Genomic DNA, 19,004 nt, shown 5'->3' with positions numbered 1-19,004 from the left:
CGAGGCGCTACGGGCATCGGCCCGCCGCCGCGACGTTTCAGGCCAGCAGCCGCCGGGTCAGCTCCGTCAGCCGGGGGACCCGCAGTGCGGGCTCGGTGAACCCCGGTAGCGGGACGTGCAGTTCGCCGAGCCACCGCGACGGGATCGCCGTGACGCCGTGGACCGCGCCCGTCAGCAGGCCCGTCACGGCGGCCACCGTGTCCGTGTCGCCGCCCAGGTCGATCGCCGCCGCCAGTGACTCCTCGTAGGAGGACGTGGTGCGCAGTGCCCAGACCGCCGAGCCCAGACACGGCCACACGGCGCCGTTGAACTCCGTGGCATCCGCCGGGGACCACTCCGGATCCAGTACGGTCTCCCACCGCTCCCGGTGTTCGGGGGCGACCGCGGCCAGCGTTCCCGGCAGCGCGGCCAGGGGGTCGTCACCGTCGAGCGCCACCCGGACCAGATCGTGCAGGATCGCCGTGCCCTCCCACGCGGCGGGGTCGCCGTGGGTCAGTGCCGCGAGGCGGCGGGCGGCCGCCATGGTCCCGGCCCGGCCCTCGGCGGCGAACCGGACGGCGGCGGTGGAGGAACGCATCAGACAGCCGTTGCCCGCCGCCCGGCCGGTGGTTTCGAAGTGCCGGGCGGCGGCCCGGTCCCACGGCTCGTCACTGGTGAGCACCTGCTCGGTCTGGAGCCCGATGTCCTTCGGATCGGCCAGCGCCCAGCGGCGGAACCGGGCGAAGACATCGGGGAGGTCGAGCCCGCCGCGCTCGGTCAGCGACCGGCCGACGAGAACCGCCATCTGGGTGTCGTCGGTGGCCTCGCCGGGGTCCCAGCCGCCGCCCCCGCACAACTCGCCCCGGCCGTCGGGGAACCGGGCCGAGAACACCCCCGGAGCACCGAACTCGAAGGGCGCGCCGAGGGCGTCGCCGACGGCCGAACCGATGACCGCGCCCAGGGCGCGGTCCGGGTAGGGAAGATCTTCGGCGGACATCCGGTCACCCTACGCGGCCCCGTGACCGGATCGGTTCAGTCGTCGAGACCGCGGGCGCGGGTGAAGCGGGCGCGGGCCGTGGCGAGGTCGACCAGGGGGGCGGGGTAGTCGAGGCGGGCCCGTTCGGACGGGGGGAGGGACGACGGGTCGTGGATCGCGCGGCCCGGGAGCGCGGCGAGTTCCGGGACCCAGCGGCGGACGTACGCGCCGTCGGGGTCGAACCTGCGGGCCTGGGTCAGGGGGTTGAGGATCCGGTTGGGGCGGGTGTCGGTGCCGGTGCCCGCGACCCACTGCCAGTTCAGCTGGTTGTTGGCGATGTCCCCGTCGACCAGCAGGGCGAGGAAGTGCGCGGCGCCGGTGCGCCAGTCGGCGTAGAGGGTCTTGGTGAGATAGCTCGCGGTCAGCAGCCGGGCCCGGTTGTGCATCCAGCCCTCGTGGCGCAGTTGGCGCATGCCCGCGTCCACGATCGGGCAGCCCGTACGGCCCTCGCGCCAGGCGTCGATCTCCTCGGGGGCGTCGCGCCAGTGGTCGTCGCGGGTGCGGTAGTCGACGGCGGCTGCGTCGGGGCGGGCCGCCAGGACCTGGTGGTGGAAGTCCCGCCAGGCGAGCTGGCGGACGAACGCCTCGGCCCCCGGGCCGCCCTTGTCTCGGGCGCGGCGGACGAGTTCGACGGCGGAGAGGGTGCCGAAGTGGAGATGGGGGGAGAGCCGGGACGTGGCGTCGCCCGCGAGGTCGTCATGGCGTTCCTCGTACGCCGTGACTCCGTCGCCGCTTCGGGCCAGCCAGCCGGTGAGCCGTTTCCGGCCCGCTTCCTCGCCGCCCTCGGCCAGGCCGGGCGACACCCCGGTGACCGAGGCGCGCCGGGGCAGTGGTTCGCCGGGGAGGTCGGGGACGGTGATCCGGCGGGGGGCCGTCACCACGGGGCGCGTACCGGCCGATTCCCAGCGGCGGAAGTACGGGGTGAAGACGGCGAAGTGGTCCCGGTTCGCGGGGGTCACCCGGCCCGGCGGCAGGGCCGTCACGACGCCGTCGTGGACGTGCAGCGCCGCGCCCGCCGGGCCGAGGGCGGCGCGCAGGGCGTCCTCGCGTGCCGTCGCGTACCGGCTGACGCCCGCCGCGACATGGACGGACTCCGCCCCCGTCTCCGCGACCACCCGGCACACCTCGTCGACGGCCGCGCCGGAGCGGACCACGAGCCGGCCGCCGCGATCGCGCAGCCCCCGGTCGAGGGAGGCCAGACAGTCGGCGAGAAAGGCCCGGCGGTTGGGCGCGTCGAAACCGGCGCCGCCGATTCCCGGGTCGCGGACGAAGAGGGGGATCACGGTATCGGCGTCCCGGACCGCGGCGGCGAGCGCCGGCTGGTCGTGGACCCTCAGATCCGAGGTGAAGAGCATGACGGAGACGGACATGAGCCGTCCCTATCAGGAACGTGGCGCGCCGGGCCGCATTTTCGGCCGGATGTCGCGGCTCGGGGCGGACCGGGGGCGGGTGCGCGGAGGGGAGCCGTACGGATAGCGATACGCGACGCTACCTAAGATGGCCGGGACGGACAGGGTCCCGGTGAGACGGCGGTGAGCGGACGTGCGGATCGGTGAGCTGAGTCGGAGAACCGGGGTACCGGTACCGACCATCAAGTACTACCTGCGCGAGGGCCTGCTGCCCGCCGGTGAGCTGACCAGCCCCAATCAGGCCGCGTACGGCCCCGGGCACGAGCGGCGGCTGCGGCTGATCCGGGCCCTGCTCGATATCGGCGGGCTGAAGATCGCCGCCATCGGCGGGGTGCTGGCGGCCGTCGACGACCCCGGCAAACCGCTCCACCACGTCCTGGGCTCCGCCTCCGATCTGCTGGTGGCGCGGCCGGTGAAGCCCGAGCCGGACGAGGCGGGGGAGAGCGCCCGGCGGACGGTCGACGCGCTGATCGACCGGCGCGGCTGGCAGGTGGAGGACGACGCGCCCGGGCCCGAACTGCTCGCCGGGGCGCTGGCCGCGCTGGCCCGGCTCGGACACGGCGACTTCGGGCGCCGGCTGCTGGACGACTACGCGGACGCCGCCGAACTGGTCGCCGACGCCGACCTCGGCTATCTCGCCGACCGGACCAGCCGGGACCAGCTCGTGGAGACCGTGATCGTCGGTACCGTCCTGGGGAACGCGGTCTTCGAGGCCCTGCGGCAGATCGCCCAGACGGACCGCTCCGCCCGGCGCTACGGCAGCCGCAGCGCGCCGCCGGAGGCCGGGACGGATACCGGTACCGGGACTCCGGGGGCGGGCGGCGAGTCGGCCGGCTGACGGGCGGCGGAGCCGGACCGGGGGCGCGGAGAGGTTCTCGTACGCCCGGATCCGGCCGCCGCCGACCGAGGGGTCAGGCCACTCGGCCGTCCGGCTCGGCGCTCTCCTGCTCGCGCTCCACCTGCTCGTTCCACGCCCGCTTCACCGCGCGCCACGCCTCGTCGTTCTGCCCCAGCCGCCAGTAGCCGGAGATCGACAGCTGGGCGCGGTCGATGCCCCGGTCCAGCCGCAGATGGCGCCGGAGCTCCTTCACACAGCCCGCCTCGCCGTGGACGAAGGCGGACACCCGGCCCGCCGGGAAGTCCAGTCCGGTGACGGCCTCGACCATCGCCTCGCCCACCGGGCGGCCGTTCCGGTGCAGCCACTGGACCGCGACCCCGGCCGGGGCCACCAGCTTCTGCTCCTCCGCCGGGTCCTCGATCTCCACGAAGGCATGGACCAGGGCGCCCTCGGGGATCCGCTCCAGCGACGCGGCGATCGCGGGCAGCGCGCTCTCGTCGCCGACCAGCAGATGCCAGTCGGCGGTCGGGTCCGGGGCGTACCCGCCGCCGGGGCCGATGATCCACATGGGGTCGCCGACCCGGGCCCTGGCCGCCCAGGGGCCCGCGAGCCCCTCGTCCCCGTGGACGACGAAGTCGATGGTCAGTTCGGCCGTCTCGGCGTCCCAACTACGGACTGTGTACGTCCGGTTGGACGGCCACTGCTCTCGGGGGAAGTCGGCCTTGATTCGGTCGATGTCCCACGGCTCCGGATACCGCACGCCCTCAGCCGGGAAGACGAGCTTCACATAGTGGTCGGTATAGCCGTCGAGCCCGAATCCCGCCAGCCCGGGGCCGCCGAAGACGATCCGCGCCATATGGGGGGTCAGACGTTCGGCATGCACGACATGGGCCTTGTAGGGCGTCGGTGACGTGCGGGCGGGTCGTTCGGTCACGGCGCTCTCCCGGGCTCGTGCTGCGCTTGCTTAGGCTTGCCTAAGTTAACACTCCGTGCCGGAAAGCTCAGCACGGGAGAGCCGCCGGTGTGCTCCGGGCCGGTGCGTACCGGTACGGGACGGGGCGAGGGGCGCGTACGGGAACGGGAGCCCCCGCGCGGGCGCGTACGGCCACGCGGGGGCACCGTATCGCCGCGGGGGCGGCCGTCGGGCGCCCGGCGGCCGGAACACGTCCGTACGGGCCGTACGCGTCAGGGGTTCAGAACGGCCAGCAGCCGCTGGAGGGAGCCGCCGAGGCCCCAGCGCTCCGCCAGCTCCTCCAGCGCCGCCGGATCACGCGGCTCGGACGGCAGCGCCGGATCGAAGGGCGGCAGCGGGACGTCCGGCGCCACCCGGACCACCTTCGGCGCGATCGCCACGTACTCCCGGGCCTCGGCGAGCCGCCGCCGCTGGGCCGGGGTCAGCCGGGACGCCGGATCCGCCACCGCCGCCATGATCCCGGCCAGATCGCCGTAGGCGTCGAGCAGCTTCACCGCGGTCTTCTCGCCGATACCGGGCACCCCGGGCAGTCCGTCGCTGGGGTCGCCGCGCAGCAGGGCGAGATCCGCGTACCCCGGGCCGTCCACGCCGTACTTGCCGCGCAGCCACGCCTCGTCGGTGATCTGGAGCGTGCCCACGCCCTTCAGCGGGTACAGCACCCGGCGCCGCCGGGCGTCGTCCACCAGCTGGAAGAGGTCGCGGTCGCCGGTGACGATGTCGACCGGGCCGGTGGCCCGCGCGGTGAGCGTGCCGATGACGTCGTCCGCCTCGTAACCGTCGGCGCCGACCCGGGCGATGCCCAGCGCCCGGAGCACCTCCGCGATCACCGGGACCTGCGGGGCGAGGGTGTCCGGGGTCTCCTCCTCGTCGGGGCCCGTATCCGTCTCCTCGGCCACCCGGTGCGCCTTGTAGGAGGGGATCAGCTCGACCCGCCAGTGGGGCCGCCAGTCGTTGTCCCAGCAGGCGACGAGATCGTCCGGCCGGTGGTCCTGCACCAGGCGGGCGATGAAGTCGAGCAGTCCGCGGACGGCGTTGACCGGTGTGCCGTCGGGGGCGCGCACCGAGTCGGGGACCCCGAAATAGGCCCGGAAGTACAGGGATGCGGTGTCGAGGAGCATCAGGCGTCGGGTCACACCCCGATCATGCCGTACGCCACCGACAGCGGCTGGGAGGCCGTACGCCGGCCGGGACCACGGACCCGGGCCGTCCGGGGCCACGGATCACGGACCACGGGCCGGCCGGCGCCGGGCCGTGAGCCGTCCCGGCGCCGCCGCACCCCGGAGTCGGCGGGCCGGTAGCCGGGCGCGTACCGGCTCCCCGGCCGCCTCCGCCGGTCCCCCCCCCGGCGGAGGCGGGGGAACCGCTCGGCCCTCTCGCGCCGCCCCTCCCGGCCGGAGGCCCCGCCGCCACCGGGGCGGCCGGTGCCGGACGGCCGGCCCGGGTCCCGGCCGCCCGGAGGCCCCGCCGCCGGGTCCCCGCCCGGCCCGCGAACCGGCTCCGGCCCTTGAGCCCGGTCCCCGCCGCCATCCGCCGAAAACCGTCAGGACGGCTCTTTCCGGCCGTCACTGTTGCGTGATGTGGATCACTGTTGCGTTTGGCGGTACAGGCCGGGGGCAGGCGCGCCGCCGGAGCCGACCCGTGGCGCCACGGCTCCGAAGCCGTGCGCGGGCCGGGGGCGGGCGGATCCCGCCGGGCTCCGCGATCCGCCCGGATGGGGGTGGCGGATCGATTCCGTACGAGACGTGAGGTGTATGTGTCCAGGCTCGAGGCGGAGCATCTGTACAAGGTGTTCGGCAGACGACCCGAAGCAGCGGTACGGCGACTCGAAGGGGGCGCGGGCCGCGACGAGCTGCGCGCCGACGGAACGACGGCGGCGGTCATCGACGCCTCGTTCACCGTCGAGCCCGGGCAGATCTTCGTGGTCATGGGCCTCTCCGGCTCGGGTAAGTCGACCCTGCTGCGAATGCTCAACGGACTGCTCGAACCCACCGCGGGCCGGGTCCTCTTCGACGGTCGTGATCTGACCGCCCTCAGCGCCCGCGAGCTGCGCTCCGTACGCTCGCGGCGGATCAGCATGGTCTTCCAGCACTTCGCGCTCTTCCCCCATCGAAGCGTGCTGGAGAACGCGGCGTACGGGCTGGAGGTGCAGGGCGTCGAGCCGGCGGAGCGGAAGCGGCGGGCCACCGAGGCGCTGGCCCTCGCCGGGCTCGCGGGCTGGGAGGACTCCTGGCCCGACGAACTCTCCGGCGGGATGCAGCAGCGCGTGGGCCTGGCCCGGGCGCTGGCCACGGACGCCGATCTGCTGCTGATGGACGAGTCCTTCAGCGCCCTGGACCCGCTGATCCGCCGGGATATGCAGGACCAGCTGCTGGAGCTCCAGAAGACCCTGAAGAAGACCATCGTCTTCATCACCCACGACCTCAACGAGGCCATGCGGCTCGGCGACCGGATCGCGGTGATGCGGGACGGCCGGATCGTCCAGCAGGGCTCCGCCGAGGACATCCTGGTCACCCCGGCCGACGACTACGTCGCGTCCTTCACCCAGGACGTCGACCGCACCCGGGTCCTGACCGCGGGCGCGATCATGGCCGAGCCGGAGACCGCGTACGGCACCCGCACCGACGAGGGCGAGGAGCTGGGCTCCGCCGAGCAGGTGATGGCCGCCGCGCCCGCCGTCGTCAAGGCGGACACCCCGATCACGGAACTCTTCACCCCCTGCTCGACCAGCGGGGTGGCGGTGGCCGTGACCTGCGAGAAGGGCGAGCTGATCGGAGTCGTGCCGAGGGCCCGGCTGCTGGCCGTGCTCGGTGAGCCGATGGCTCCGGCCGAGGAGTCCGAACCGGGGGAGACGACGGGGAGTACGGAGCCGGACGGCTCCGACGGAGCCCCCGAGTCCTCCGGCGCCGGGGCGGTGGCCCATGCCTAGACTGCCCCTCGGGGAATGGACCGACAGCGCCGTCGAATGGCTCCAGACCCATCTGACCTGGCTCTTCGACGCGATCAGTACCGTCGTCACCGGAATGTACGACGGACTGGACACGGTCCTGTCCGCCCCGGAACCACTGCTGTTCGCCGGAATCCTCGCGGTACTCGCCTGGTGGCTGCGCGGACTCCTCGCCGGACTGCTGGCCTTCGCCGGATTCGCCCTGATCGACTCGGTCGCCCTCTGGGACGAGGCCATGTCGACGCTCTCCCTGGTGCTGGTCGCCACGGTCGTCACCCTGGCGATCGCGGTACCCCTCGGCATCTGGGCGTCGCGTTCGGCGACCGTCAGCGCCGTCGTCCGGCCCGTACTCGACTTCATGCAGACCATGCCCGCGATGGTCTACCTGATCCCGGGCATCATCTTCTTCGGTGTCGGCGTGGTCCCCGGGATCATCGCCACCATCGTGTTCGCCCTGCCGCCCGGCGTACGGATGACCGAACTCGGCATCCGCCAGGTCGACAAGGAACTCGTCGAGGCGGCCGAGGCGTTCGGCACCACGCCCCGTGACACCCTGCTCCGGGTCCAGCTCCCGCTCGCCCTGCCCACCATGATGGCCGGGGTCAACCAGGTCATCATGCTCGGCCTCTCCATGGTCGTGATCGCGGGCATGGTCGGCGGCGGCGGGCTCGGCGGCGAGGTCTACAGCGCCATCGGCAATGTCGACATCGGTCTCGGCTTCGAGGCCGGTCTCTCGATCGTCATCCTCGCCATGTACCTGGACCGGATCACCGGCGAACTGGGCCGTCAGGTCTCCCCGCTGGGCCGCCGGGCGATGGCCAAGGCCCGCGCCCTGGCGGGCGGCCCGTCGATCTGGCACCACCGGCCCCAGTCGTCCGTCGCCGTGGTCGGACTGGTCGTCCTGGCGCTGGTCGCGGGCGGTTTCTCGGTCTTCGGCCCGTCCTCCACCGGCTCCACCTCGGTGACGGGTGAGGAGAACGTCGGCAAGGGCGAGAAGGTGACCATGGGTTACATCCCGTGGGACGAGGCCATCGCCTCCACCTACCTCTGGAAGGAGCTGCTGGAGCGGCGCGGCTTCCAGGCCGAGGCCAAGCAGCTGGAGACCGGGGCCCTCTACACCGGTCTCGCCAACGGGCAGATCGACTTCCAGACGGACTCCTGGCTGCCGGTGACCCACGCCTCGTACTGGAAGAAGTACGGCGACCGGCTGGAGGACCTCGGCGCCTGGTACGGGCCCACATCCCTCGAACTGGCGGTGCCGTCCTACGTCAACGGGATCGACTCGCTCGCCGACCTCAAGGGCAAGTCGTCCACCTTCAAGGGCCGGATCATCGGTATCGAGCCGAGCGCCGGGATGATGGGCCTGCTGAAGGACAAGGTGCTGAAGGAGTACGGCCTCGAAGGCGAGTACGACGTCGTCGACGGATCCACGCCCGGCATGCTGGCCGAACTGAAGCGCGCCTACGCCAAGAAGGAGCCGGTCGTCGTCACCCTGTGGTCGCCGCACTGGGCCTACAGCGACTACGACCTGAAGAAGCTGAAGGACCCGAAGGGCGCCTGGGGCAAGGGCGACGGGGTGCACACCCTGGCCCGGGACGGCTTCTCGGCCGACCACCCCGAGGTCGGGAAGTGGCTCAAGGACTTCCGGATGACCGAGAAGGAGCTGACCGACCTGGAGTCGGAGATCCAGCGCACCGGCAAGGGCAAGGAGCAGCAGGCCGTCCGCGCCTGGCTGGAGAAGAACCCCGGCTTCGTCGAGAAGACGGTTCCGGTCACCGGGTGACGTACGCGTTCACCCGGGGGTACGGGGTGGTTCCGGACAGTGTCCGGGCCACCCCGGCCGTTTTCGGCCCCCCTCGGGGGTGATCGCGGAGGTAGCCGCGCCGGAAGCTGCGTAAGGTTGTACAGAACGCAGGAAGGGGAGCCGGCGCATGGACGCTGACGCCAAGGACGGCAGGGACCCGAAGGAGACCGAGCGTCTCCGGGTCGGCACCGCCGTGCGCAGGCGGCGGCGGGCCCTCGATCTGACGCTGGCCTCCGTCGCCGAGCGCTCGGGACTCTCGGTGCCCTTCCTCAGCCAGATCGAGAACGACCGGGCCCGGCCCAGCCGCCGCTCCCTCCAGCGGGTCGCCGACGCCCTGGAGACCACCGCGGACCGGCTGATCGCTGCCTCCGACGCGGCCCGGACCGTCACCGTCTCCCGCGCCGTCGAGTCGGCCGCGACCGACGACGGAACCCCCGCCGCGCCCCGCACCCGCCGCCTGGTCTACGGACGGCATCAGCTGGAGGCGCTGGAGTTCAGCGGCGAACACGACACCGAGGGCGAGTTCCAGCACCGCAACGACGAGCTGATGTACGTCGCCGACGGCACCGTCGAGATTGAGGCCGAGGGCCGCGCCTACCGGCTGGGCCGGGGTGACACGCTGTTCCTCTCCGGTGGCGTACGGCACCGCTGGCGGGCCGGGGGCGCGGAGACCCGGGTCGTCGTGGTCACCGTCGCCGAACACATCGAGACGCCCCCCGGCGGCTGACCGGGATGCGGGTGGTCTCCCTCGTACCGTCGCTGACCGAGGCGATCGCCGTGACCGCCCCCGGGCTGCTGGTCGGCGCCACCGACTGGTGCTCCCACCCCGCCGGGCTCGACGTCGTCCGGATCGGCGGCACCAAGAACCCCGACACCGACGCCGTACTCCGGCTGCGGCCCGATCTCGTCGTCGCCAACGAGGAGGAGAACCGGGCCCCGGACCTGGACCGGCTGCGCGCCGCGGGTCTCGACGTCCTGCTCACCGAGGTCCGCGACCTCCCGGGCGGGCTGCGCGAGCTGCGCCGGGTCCTGGCCGACGGCTGCGGGGCGCCCGTGCCCGGCTGGCTGGACCGGTCCCGGGCCGCCTGGGCCGCCGTCGGGCCCGTCGCCGACCGGCCCGTACCGGCGGTGATCCCGATCTGGCGCCGCCCCTGGATGGTGCTGGGCCGGGACACCTTCGCGGGCGATCTGCTGGCCCGGCTGGGCGTGGTCAATGTCTACGCCGGTCACCCCGAGCGCTATCCCCGGATCCCCCTGGACGAACTGCGGACGTCCGGCGCCGAACTCGTCGTGCTGCCCGACGAGCCGTACCGCTTCGCCCCCGACGACGGCCCGGAGGCGTTCCCCGGACTGCCCGCCGCCCTGGTCAGCGGGCGGGCGCTGACCTGGTACGGGCCGTCGCTGGCAGCGGCGCCCCGGGAGCTGACGGCGGCGCTGCGGGCAGCGCTCCGCTGAGCAGCCCGCGCACGGTCCGCCAGCCCGCCACCGCCCAGCCCGTCACCAGCAGGGCGTAGAGCGCCGCCGCGACCACCCACAGCAGGGTCAGACCGGTCCGCTGGGCGAGCGCGGCGGCCCCGGTCACACAGGTGCCCACGGGGAAGGTGAAGGCCCACCAGCCCAGGGTGAACGGCAGCCCCCGGCGGGCCGCGCGCACCAGCATCGCCGCGGTCAGCGCCAGCCACAGCAGGGCGAAGCCCATCACGGGCACTCCGTAGCCGACCGCCACGAGTCCCGCGTAAGGCCGTCCCGGCAGTGCGTCCGCCAGCTGGTTCGCGGCGGTCGTGGACTGTCCCAGCGGCCCCAGGACCAGCAGCAGCGACGGGGTGAGCGCGAGCGGCAGCGGCCCCCGCCGGAACAGCCGGGCCAGGACCAGCGGCAACACCACGAGCGCCGCGACACCACTGGCACCGGCCAGCCCCAGACTCACCACCAGCAGGGTCCGCCGCGGTTCGCCGTCGGGGGCCGCGGCCGCCAGCAGCGGGCCGAAGGCCGCCGCGACCATCGGCGCGACCAGCGGCAGCAGCCACACCGGCGACGGTTCGTCCGCAGGGCCGCCGGGCGCCGGACGGTCCCGTACCACCAGCAGATACGGCACCGCCGCCGCGGCGAGCACGGCGACGGCGCAGCCCACCGCGAACAGGGCGACGGCGACCGGGAGCGCGGCCCCGTCGCCGACGACCTCCCGGCCCGGCCCGAGCGCGCCGATCCCGACCGCCAGGGGGGCCATCGCGGCACAGCCGTAGAACGGCACGACGGCCGGGTCGTGGAGATGGGCCCGGGCCCGGTCGCGGTGGTGGCGCCAGTGGAGCGCCCGCGCGGTCGCCACGGCGGCCAGCAGTACCGCGGAGAGCGCCCAGACGGCGGCGAGCGGGGCCCGGACCGGGCCGCCCGAACCCGTCACGGCCCATCCGGCGACGGCGACGCTGGCGGTCCCCATCACGGCGGCGTACCACTGCGGCCCGAACTCCCGCAGCCGGGGGAAGGCCCCCGCGCCACGGGGAATCGGCCCCGGGCCGTCGGCGGAGACCCGGCCGGGCGGCCCGGCCGCGGGGTTCTCCGGGTCCGCGAGTGCCACGGGGGAGGGGGTGCCCGCCGGGCCCGGGCCCGTGCTGGAGCGGCCCGGTGAGTCCGCCGTCGTGACGGCTCCCGGGACGGCCCCGGTGACGGCGGAGGCCACCCGGGCCGGGCCGGTGACGGCCGGGGCCGCGGCGTTCCCTTCGGCCGCCCCGGGGGCGGACCCCGAGCCGGACGCGGTGGCGGGCCCGACCACGGGCGCCGCCGGGCCCGGCGCCCGGTCCGGGGCGAGGCCGAGGGGACTGCCGTCGGGGTGTGCGGCGGTGGGCGAGGGGCGTACGGGCTGTGCGGCGGTGGCCATGGTCTCCACTGTCGTCGCAGGTCACCGGCGTCACCAGGGACGTATCCGCTATGACCTCATAAGCTGGGCCGATGAGCGATGGCAGCCCCGAAGGAGCGGCGGACCGGGCCGCGCGGCGTCCGCCGCTGGCGCACCGGGTCCCCGACCTGGGCGCCCTCGAACTGCTGCTGGCCGTCGCCCGGCACGGCAGCCTCGGCCGGGCCGCCCGTGAAGTGGGCATCAGCCAGCCCGCCGCCAGCGGCCGGATCCGGTCCATGGAACGACGGCTGGGCGTGGCCCTGGTCGACCGCTCGCCCACCGGCTCCCGGCTCACCCCGGCGGGCGTCCTCGTCACCGACTGGGCCCGCCGGATCGTGGAGGCGGCGGAGGCGTTCGACGCGGGCGCCCAGGCGCTCCGCGGCCACCGGGACTCCCGGCTGCGGATCGCCGCCTCGATGACCATCGCCGAGTATCTGCTGCCCGGCTGGCTGGTCGCCCTGCGGGCGCTGCGGCCCGATACCGCGGTCTCCCTGTACGCCGGGAACTCGGCCGCCGTCGCCGACCGGCTGGCCTCGGGCGAGGCCGACCTCGGCTTCGTCGAGGGGCTGCGGATCCCGGCCGGGCTCGACGGGGCGACCGTCGCCGAGGACCGGTTGCTGGTGGTGGTCGCCCCCGGGCACCCCTGGGCCCGGCGCCGTACCCCCGTACCCCCGGCGGAACTCGCCGCGGCGCCGCTGGTGCTGCGGGAACCCGGCTCCGGCACCCGGCAGGTGCTCGACGCGGCGCTGGCCCGCTACGGCGGCCCGGCGGCGCCCCTGCTCGAACTGGCCTCCACCACGGCGGTGAAGGCGGCGGCCGTCAGCGGCGCCGGGCCGACCGTGCTGAGCGAACTGGCCGTCACGGACGAACTGGCCGCCCGGCGGCTGGTGGCGGTGGAGCTGGCGGACGTTCCGCTGCGCCGGGCGCTGCGCGCGGTCTGGCGGCGCTCCCAGCGGCCCGCCGGACCGGCGCGCGAACTGCTGGCGCTCACCACCGGGCCGAGGCCCGCCGGATGACAACCGGATGACAACGGGATGAAACCCGACGGCCGCCCCAACCGGCCACAGCCGTAAGGGGATTGCCGTACGAAGCCCTTCGTGCCGCTCTGGCCTGCGGAAACGTCCTGCCGCTGAGGCTGTCCGGAACCGCGTCTCAGCATCTGGTTGTACTTGACATTAGTTCACCTTATGGAAGATAAAGATCAGGCTTTGGGTTGAACGTCGCCGCCTGTGACGAATGGGCGGTGTGCCCGGAGCATCCGTATGCCCGTACGTCCCCCCGGCTTCGTCCCCCCTTCGCCCGATGTGAGTGAGTGCCGCCGTGTCCCACCCCGCCCCCGTACCGCCGGTCAGCGACCCCGCCGGGGCCTGGGAGGAATGGCGCGCCGAGCGCCACCGGGCCGTCACCTCGCCCACCGGCAACCTCGCCCTGGTCGAGACCCGCTGGCTGCCGGCCGGGGAGCGCCCCGACCCGGCGGCGGCCGGCGCCGGACTCCCCGACGGCGACACCGTCACCACCGTCGAACGGACCGACCTGGTCACCGGCGCCCCCGAGTACGGGCTCCGCTTCTGGTCCGCCGACGCCCCCGCCCTCCGCGCCTACCAGCGCACCGAGGTCTTCCCCTACGACCCCCGCTGGGTCTTCGACGCCACCTTCACCCCCGTCCCCGGCGCCCGGCGGATCCCCTTCGAACACATCAGGGACAACGGCGGCACCCGCGACCTCGTCGTCCCCGGTGACATCGCCCTCACCCTCGACGGCCGGGAGTACACCCTCAGCGCCTTCGACGACGACGGCACCCTGCTGCTGGTCTTCGGCGACCCCACCAACGGCGCCCCCGGCGACGACGGCACCTACGGCGCCGGGCGGTTTCTCTTCGTGACCCGGACCGGGGACGGCTCCGTACGCCTCGACTTCAACCGGGCCTTCGTGCCCCCGTGCGGCTACTCCGATCAGTACAACTGTCCGATGCCGCCGCGGCAGAACCGCCTCCACCTGCCCGTCACGGCCGGTGAGAAGCGGGTCGTCAGCCGCGGCGGCGCGACCGCGACGCACTGATCCCCTCCCGCCGTACCTCCGCACGAAAGCGCAGCCCCGTCATGAGCAGCACCACCCGCACCCGCCGTCACGTCCTGCCCGCCGTCACCGCCGCGGCCCTCGTCCTCGCCCTCACCGCCTGCGGCGGCGACCCCGTCGGCGGCAGCGGCGGAAGCACCGGCGCGTACGATCCGAACGCGACCGTCACCATCGGCTCCCTCTACGAGCCGCAGAACCTCGACAACACCGCGGGCGGCGGCCAGGGCGTCACCGAGGCCCTGCACGGCAATGTCTACGAGGGCCTGTTCCGGCTCACCGACACCGGGAAGACCGAGCCGCTGCTCGCCGCCTCCCACCAGGTCAGCCCGGACGGACTCACGTACACCTTCACCCTCCGCGACGGCGTCACCTTCCACAGCGGCAAAAAGCTCACCAGCGCCGACGTCAAGCACAGCCTGGAGCGGGTGATCGCCCCCGACTCCCAGTCCGCGCGGAAGAAGAACCTCTCCGTCATCAAGACGGTCACCGCCCCGGACCCGAAGACCGTCACCGTCACGCTCTCCCAGAAGTCGATCTCCTTCGTCTACAACCTGAGCTATGTCTGGATCGTCAACGCCGAAGCCGGTGACCTGCGGGCCGCCGCCGACGGCACCGGACCGTTCGAACTCGGGAACTGGACCCGGGGCTCGTCCCTCGGACTCGACCGCTTCACCGGCTACTGGGGCGCGAAGGCCGCCAGCAAGAAGATCGTGCTGCGCTACTTCAAGGACGCGTCGGCGCTCAACAACGCCCTGCTCAGCAAGGGCGTGGACCTGGTCACCAGCCAGCAGTCGCCCGACGCGCTCGACCGGTTCAAGAAGGACCCGGCGTACAAGGTGACCGAGGGCGCCTCCACCACCAAGCTGCTGCTCGCCTTCAACGACAAGGCCGAACCCTTCACCGACGTCCGGGTCCGCCGGGCCGTCGCCGCCGCCATCGACGACAAGAAGCTGCTGGAATCCGTCTGGGGCGGCCACGGCAAGCTCATCGGCTCCATGGTCCCGCCCACCGACCCCTGGTACGAGGACCTCACCGGTACCGACCCGTACGACCCGGCCCTGGCGAAGCGGCTGCTGACCGAGGCCGGACACCCGGACGGCTTCGGCTTCACCCTCCAGACCCCGTCGTACGACCCGCACCCCACCGCCGCGACCTTCATCGCCTCCCAGCTCGCCGCCGTCGGTATCAAGGTCAAGATCGAGCCCATCACCCCCGACCAGTGGTACACCAAGGTCTACAAGAACAAGGACTTCGACGCCACGCTCCAGGAGCACGTCAACGACCGCGACCTGGTCTGGTACGGCAACCCCGACTTCTACTGGGGCTATGACAACCCGCAGGTCACCAAGTGGGTCGAGGAGGCCGAGCGGTCCTCGACCCCGGCGGAGCAGACCGAGCTGCTGAAGCGGGTCAACCGGACCACCGCCCGTGAGGCGGCCAGTGAGTGGCTCTACCTCTACCCCCAGATCGTGGTCGCCGACAGCCGGGTCTCCGGCTACCCCCTCAACGGGCTGAACTCCCAGTTCCACGCCTACGGGATCAAGAAGAACCGATGACCCGCTACGTCCTGCGACGGCTGGCCCTGCTGCTGGTCTCCCTGGCGCTGGCCACCGTCGTACTCTTCGTCCTGCTGCGGATGCTGCCGGGCGACCCCGCCAACGCGCTCACCGCCGTCGGCGCCACCGACGAGCAGATCGCCGCCGCCCGGGCGTCGATCGGCTCGGACCGGCCGCTGCCCGAACAGTTCGTCCACTGGACCGGGCAACTCGTCCGCGGCGACTTCGGCACCTCCTTCGTCAGCTCCCTGCCCGTCGGACCCGAGATCGCCACCCGGCTCCAGGTCACCCTCCCGCTCACCCTCGCCGCGTTCCTGCTGGCCGTCGCCGTCGCCGTGCCCGCCGGGTTCGTCGCCGCCCGCAAACGGCACACCTGGTACGGGGCCCTGCTCAGCGGCGTCTCCCAACTCGGCATCGCGATCCCGGTGTTCTGGCTCGGGATGATCCTGGTCGCCGTACTCGCGGTCAACGCCCGCTGGTTCCCCTCGGGCGGCTTCCCGCCCGACGGCTGGGCCGACCCCGCCGAGGCGGTCCGCGCCCTGACCCTGCCCGTCATCACCGTTGCCCTGGTGATGAGCGCGTCCCTGATCCGCTACGTACGCTCCGCCACGCTCGACGTCCTCGGCAGCGACTACCTCCGCACCGCCCGGGCCCTCGGCGCCTCCTTCGGGTCCGCGATGTGGCGGCACGGGCTGCGGAACGCCTCCGTACCCGTCATCTCCGTCCTCGGCATCGAACTCGCCTCCACCCTCCTCGGCGCGGTCGTCGTGGAGTCCGTCTTCGCCCTGCCCGGCCTCGGCTCCCAGCTCACCACCGGCATCAGCCAGCACGACTACCCGGTCATCCAGGGCGTCCTGTTCGTCTCCACCCTCGCGGTACTGCTGATCGGCTTCGCCGCCGACATCGTCCAGCGCGTGGTCGACCCCCGGCTGCGGACCGGACTCGCGGGAGGCACCCGATGACCGCCGCCACCACCGTCATCCCGCGGGCCGGTGCCCGGCCCCGGCGGTCGTACACCCTGATCACCGGGGCCGTACTCGCCGGAACCGTCGCCCTCCTCGCCCTGGTCTCCCTCTTCTGGCTGCCCTACGCCACCGACGACACCTCCGGCGGACGGCTCGCCGCGCCCGGCGGCGACCACCTCCTCGGCACCGACAAACTCGGCCGAGACCTGCTCACCCAGGTCATGAACGGCGCCACCATCGCCGTCCAGGCCGGACTCGGCTCCGTACTGATCGCCGCCGCCCTCGGCACCGCCCTCGGACTGCTCGCCGCCTTCGCCCAGGGCTGGCTCGACGACACCCTCTCCGCCTTCCTCGATCTGCTGATCGCCTTCCCCACCCTGCTGCTGGCGATGCTGATCGTGGCCGCCCGCTCCGGCAGCCTCGGCTCCGCGATCCTCGCCATCGGCATCGCCCAGAGCGCCGTCGTCGCCCGGCTCGTCCGGATCCTGGCCAAACGCGTCCTCGCCCAGGACTACATCACCGCCTCCCGGACCTCCGGCACCACCTGGCCGAGGATCGTCACCGGGCACGTCCTGCCCAACATCTGGCCCACCCTCGTGGTCAACCTCGCCCTCCAGTTCGGCCTCGCCGTCCTCGCCGAGGCGGGCCTGTCCTACCTCGGCCTCGGCGCGCCGCCGCCCAACGCCTCCTGGGGCCGGATGCTGCTGGACGCCCAGGCCACCTTCACCACCGCACCCGCCGGGGCCCTCGCCCCCGGCATCCTCCTCGTCGTCCTGGTCGTCGGCGTCAACCTGGTCGCCGACGGACTGCGCGACACCCTCGACCCCACCAGCCGCGGAAGGCGCGCATGACCCCCCTCCTCGCCGTCCGCGGGCTGACCGTCCGCACCCGCGACGGCCGCGCCCTCGTCGACGGCCTCTCCCTCGACATCGCCCCCGGCGAACGGCTCGGCCTGATCGGCGAGTCCGGCTCCGGGAAGTCCCTGACGGCCCTCGCGACCCTCGGACTGCTGCCCGGCGGACTCACCGCCGAGGGCAGCGTCCGGCTCGCCGGGACCGAGATCGTCGGCGCCCGCGAGAAGCACCTCACCGCCGTCCGGGGCCGGGACGCGGCCGTCGTCTTCCAGGAGCCGCTGACCGCCCTCGACCCGCTGATGCGGGTCGGCGCCCAGATCGCCGGACCCCTCGCCCGGCACCGCCGCCTCAAGGGCGCGGCCCTGCGGACGGCCGTCACCGCCGAACTGGAGCGGGTACGGCTCCCGGAACCGGACCGGATCGCCCGGTCCCGCCCGCACGAACTCTCCGGCGGCCAGCGCCAGCGCGTCGCCCTCGCCATGGCCCTGGCCTGCGCGCCGAAACTGCTGATCGCCGACGAACCCACCACGGCCCTCGACGTCACCGTCCAGGCCGAACTCCTCGAACTGCTGGACACCCTGGTCCGCGAACGGGACATGGCGCTCCTCTTCATCAGCCACGACCTGGCCGTGGTCGCCGCGGTCGCCGACCGGGCGCTGGTGATGAAGGACGGCCGGGCGGTCGAGGAAGGCCCGGTCCACCGGGTCGTCACCGCCCCCGGCGCGCCCTACACGGAGGCGCTGGTGGCCAGCGCCAGGACCCTGGAGAACGCCCTGACGGGACGGAGGACGCCCCGATGACCGCCACCGACGGCCGCCCGGCCACAGCCGGCCCGTCCGACACCGTCGCCGCCGGATCCCCGACGACCGCCGCCCCGGACGCCCGTACCGCCGCCGGATCCCCGGGCGGCGAGCCCGTCCTGGCCGCGGACCGGGTCTCGTACGCCTACCGGGGCGGCGCCGCGAGCGTCCTCACCGACGTCTCCCTCGCGGTCGCCCCGGGGGAGAGCCTCGCCGTGGTCGGCGAATCCGGCACCGGGAAGACCACCCTGCTCCGGCTCCTCCTCGGACTCGCCCGCCCCACCGCCGGGACGGTCCGCTACGAGGGCGCGGAACTGAGGCCCCGCGACCGCGCCCTGATCCGGCACTTCCGCCGGGGCGTGCAGTGCGTCTTCCAGGACCCGTACGCCTCCCTCGACCCCCGCCGCCGGGTCGGCGACTCCGTCGCCGAGCCGCTCCGCTCCCTCGGCCTCGCCACCCGCCGCGAGGCCGCGCCCCGGGTGGCCGCCGCGCTCACCGCCGTAGGACTGCCGCCGGACGCCGCCGACCGCTATCCGCACGAGTTCTCCGGCGGCCAGCGCCAGCGCGTCGCGATCGCCCGCGCCACCGTCTGCGACCCCCGGGTCCTGCTCGCCGACGAACCCGTCAGCGCCCTCGACGTCACCACCCGGGTCAAGGTCGTCGAACTGCTCCGCGAACTCCGCGAGGACCGCGGACTGGCCCTGATCATGGTCTCCCACGACCTGTCCGTGGTCGCCTCCCTCTGCGACCGTACGGCGGTCCTCAGCGGCGGCCGCGTGGTGGAACAGGGCCCGACGGACCAGGTCCTGACCACCCCCGAACACCCCTACACGGCCCGCCTGGTGGCCAGCGTGCCCCGGCTGCCGTCGGTCTGACG

17 protein-coding genes are annotated in these 19,004 nt (G+C 73.8%); 12 read left to right on the top strand and 5 right to left on the bottom strand.

Annotation, left to right across the window (positions count from 1 at the left end; all coding sequences use genetic code 11):
• Positions 1-37: 37 nt before the first annotated feature.
• Together AB0G74_RS00490 and AB0G74_RS00485 are read right to left on the bottom strand one after the other, a co-directional pair.
• Positions 38-976 (bottom strand): ADP-ribosylglycohydrolase family protein, encoded by a 939-nt coding sequence (locus AB0G74_RS00490; RefSeq protein WP_361138574.1) that lies wholly within the window; start codon positions 974-976, stop codon positions 38-40.
• 35 nt (positions 977-1,011) lie between these two features.
• Positions 1,012-2,385, bottom strand: coding sequence for a deoxyribodipyrimidine photo-lyase (locus AB0G74_RS00485; RefSeq protein WP_361138571.1), 1,374 nt, complete (start codon positions 2,383-2,385; stop codon positions 1,012-1,014).
• 172 nt (positions 2,386-2,557) lie between these two features.
• On the opposite strand from AB0G74_RS00485, the gene AB0G74_RS00480 reads away from it, so the two are divergent.
• A complete protein-coding gene (locus AB0G74_RS00480; RefSeq protein WP_361138569.1) occupies positions 2,558-3,262 on the top strand; it encodes a MerR family transcriptional regulator in 705 nt (234 codons plus the stop codon).
• A 73-nt stretch (positions 3,263-3,335) separates the two neighbouring features.
• Here AB0G74_RS00480 and AB0G74_RS00475 read toward each other — a convergent pair whose 3' ends face one another.
• Positions 3,336-4,196: a siderophore-interacting protein gene (locus tag AB0G74_RS00475; protein WP_361138567.1), complete on the bottom strand. Its 861-nt coding sequence runs from the start codon at positions 4,194-4,196 to the stop codon at positions 3,336-3,338.
• A gap of 251 nt (positions 4,197-4,447) precedes the next feature.
• Positions 4,448-5,353: a 5'-3' exonuclease gene (locus AB0G74_RS00470; RefSeq protein ID WP_361138955.1), complete on the bottom strand. Its 906-nt coding sequence runs from the start codon at positions 5,351-5,353 to the stop codon at positions 4,448-4,450.
• Between the two features lie 635 nt (positions 5,354-5,988).
• Here AB0G74_RS00470 and AB0G74_RS00465 point away from each other — a divergent pair.
• The 4 genes from AB0G74_RS00465 to AB0G74_RS00450 all read left to right on the top strand — a co-directional run bounded on the left by AB0G74_RS00465 (position 5,989) and on the right by AB0G74_RS00450 (position 10,438).
• Positions 5,989-7,161: a glycine betaine/L-proline ABC transporter ATP-binding protein gene (locus tag AB0G74_RS00465; protein WP_361138565.1), complete on the top strand. Its 1,173-nt coding sequence runs from the start codon at positions 5,989-5,991 to the stop codon at positions 7,159-7,161.
• The gene (locus tag AB0G74_RS00460; protein WP_361138563.1) at positions 7,154-8,962 is read left to right on the top strand and encodes an ABC transporter permease/substrate binding protein; all 1,809 of its coding nucleotides are present in this window, start codon (positions 7,154-7,156) and stop codon (positions 8,960-8,962) included. Before AB0G74_RS00465 ends, AB0G74_RS00460 begins: the two co-directional genes overlap by 8 nt.
• A gap of 148 nt (positions 8,963-9,110) precedes the next feature.
• Positions 9,111-9,710: an XRE family transcriptional regulator gene (locus AB0G74_RS00455; RefSeq protein ID WP_361138561.1), complete on the top strand. Its 600-nt coding sequence runs from the start codon at positions 9,111-9,113 to the stop codon at positions 9,708-9,710.
• A gap of 5 nt (positions 9,711-9,715) precedes the next feature.
• Positions 9,716-10,438 carry a helical backbone metal receptor gene (locus tag AB0G74_RS00450; RefSeq protein WP_361138559.1) on the top strand — a complete coding sequence of 241 codons (723 nt, stop codon included), beginning with the start codon at positions 9,716-9,718 and terminating at the stop codon, positions 10,436-10,438.
• Here AB0G74_RS00450 and AB0G74_RS00445 read toward each other — a convergent pair.
• Complete coding sequence (locus tag AB0G74_RS00445) at positions 10,350-11,486, bottom strand: C4-dicarboxylate ABC transporter (RefSeq protein ID WP_361138952.1); 1,137 nt, start codon at positions 11,484-11,486, stop codon at positions 10,350-10,352. The two genes, AB0G74_RS00450 and AB0G74_RS00445, sit on opposite strands and share 89 nt — an antisense overlap.
• Before the next feature lie 443 nt (positions 11,487-11,929).
• Here AB0G74_RS00445 and AB0G74_RS00440 point away from each other — a divergent pair, with 443 nt between their 5' ends.
• From AB0G74_RS00440 to AB0G74_RS00410, 7 genes are all read left to right on the top strand, one after another.
• Positions 11,930-12,892 carry a LysR family transcriptional regulator gene (locus AB0G74_RS00440; protein ID WP_361138555.1) on the top strand — a complete coding sequence of 321 codons (963 nt, stop codon included), beginning with the start codon at positions 11,930-11,932 and terminating at the stop codon, positions 12,890-12,892.
• Positions 12,893-13,196: 304 nt separating this feature from the next.
• Complete coding sequence (locus tag AB0G74_RS00435) at positions 13,197-13,934, top strand: DUF1684 domain-containing protein (RefSeq protein ID WP_361138552.1); 738 nt, start codon at positions 13,197-13,199, stop codon at positions 13,932-13,934.
• 41 nt (positions 13,935-13,975) lie between these two features.
• Positions 13,976-15,508: an ABC transporter substrate-binding protein gene (locus AB0G74_RS00430; protein WP_361138549.1), complete on the top strand. Its 1,533-nt coding sequence runs from the start codon at positions 13,976-13,978 to the stop codon at positions 15,506-15,508.
• On the top strand, positions 15,505-16,470 hold the full coding sequence (locus AB0G74_RS00425; protein WP_361138546.1) for an ABC transporter permease: 966 nt from the start codon (positions 15,505-15,507) through the stop codon (positions 16,468-16,470). Before AB0G74_RS00430 ends, AB0G74_RS00425 begins: the two co-directional genes overlap by 4 nt.
• The gene (locus AB0G74_RS00420; RefSeq protein WP_361138543.1) at positions 16,467-17,324 is read left to right on the top strand and encodes an ABC transporter permease; all 858 of its coding nucleotides are present in this window, start codon (positions 16,467-16,469) and stop codon (positions 17,322-17,324) included. Before AB0G74_RS00425 ends, AB0G74_RS00420 begins: the two co-directional genes overlap by 4 nt.
• Positions 17,321-18,127 (top strand): ABC transporter ATP-binding protein, encoded by an 807-nt coding sequence (locus tag AB0G74_RS00415; RefSeq protein WP_361138541.1) that lies wholly within the window; start codon positions 17,321-17,323, stop codon positions 18,125-18,127. The genes AB0G74_RS00420 and AB0G74_RS00415 overlap by 4 nt, the downstream gene beginning before the upstream one ends.
• On the top strand, positions 18,124-19,002 hold the full coding sequence (locus AB0G74_RS00410; protein ID WP_361138538.1) for an ABC transporter ATP-binding protein: 879 nt from the start codon (positions 18,124-18,126) through the stop codon (positions 19,000-19,002). Before AB0G74_RS00415 ends, AB0G74_RS00410 begins: the two co-directional genes overlap by 4 nt.
• Positions 19,003-19,004: the final 2 nt, after the last annotated feature.

The sequence above is a fragment of the Streptomyces sp. NPDC020875 genome, assembly GCF_040641415.1.
In the GTDB taxonomy this organism is placed as follows: Bacteria; Actinomycetota; Actinomycetes; order Streptomycetales; family Streptomycetaceae; genus Streptomyces.
Note: the sequence above shows the minus strand (reverse complement) of the source record. Positions and strands in the feature narration are given on the sequence as shown.

Excerpts from the sequence above, each read along its gene's own strand:
- AB0G74_RS00490 (WP_361138574.1), bottom strand. The coding sequence starts at position 976 with ATGTCCGCCGAAGATCTTCCCTACCCGGACCGCGCCCTGGGCGCGGTC.
- AB0G74_RS00485 (WP_361138571.1), bottom strand. The coding sequence starts at position 2,385 with ATGTCCGTCTCCGTCATGCTCTTCACCTCGGATCTGAGGGTCCACGAC.
- AB0G74_RS00470 (WP_361138955.1), bottom strand. The coding sequence starts at position 5,353 with ATGCTCCTCGACACCGCATCCCTGTACTTCCGGGCCTATTTCGGGGTC.
- AB0G74_RS00460 (WP_361138563.1), top strand. The coding sequence starts at position 7,154 with ATGCCTAGACTGCCCCTCGGGGAATGGACCGACAGCGCCGTCGAATGG.
- AB0G74_RS00455 (WP_361138561.1), top strand. The coding sequence starts at position 9,111 with ATGGACGCTGACGCCAAGGACGGCAGGGACCCGAAGGAGACCGAGCGT.
- AB0G74_RS00450 (WP_361138559.1), top strand. The coding sequence starts at position 9,716 with ATGCGGGTGGTCTCCCTCGTACCGTCGCTGACCGAGGCGATCGCCGTG.
- AB0G74_RS00440 (WP_361138555.1), top strand. The coding sequence starts at position 11,930 with ATGAGCGATGGCAGCCCCGAAGGAGCGGCGGACCGGGCCGCGCGGCGT.
- AB0G74_RS00430 (WP_361138549.1), top strand. The coding sequence starts at position 13,976 with ATGAGCAGCACCACCCGCACCCGCCGTCACGTCCTGCCCGCCGTCACC.
- AB0G74_RS00425 (WP_361138546.1), top strand. The coding sequence starts at position 15,505 with ATGACCCGCTACGTCCTGCGACGGCTGGCCCTGCTGCTGGTCTCCCTG.
- AB0G74_RS00420 (WP_361138543.1), top strand. The coding sequence starts at position 16,467 with ATGACCGCCGCCACCACCGTCATCCCGCGGGCCGGTGCCCGGCCCCGG.
- AB0G74_RS00415 (WP_361138541.1), top strand. The coding sequence starts at position 17,321 with ATGACCCCCCTCCTCGCCGTCCGCGGGCTGACCGTCCGCACCCGCGAC.
- AB0G74_RS00410 (WP_361138538.1), top strand. The coding sequence starts at position 18,124 with ATGACCGCCACCGACGGCCGCCCGGCCACAGCCGGCCCGTCCGACACC.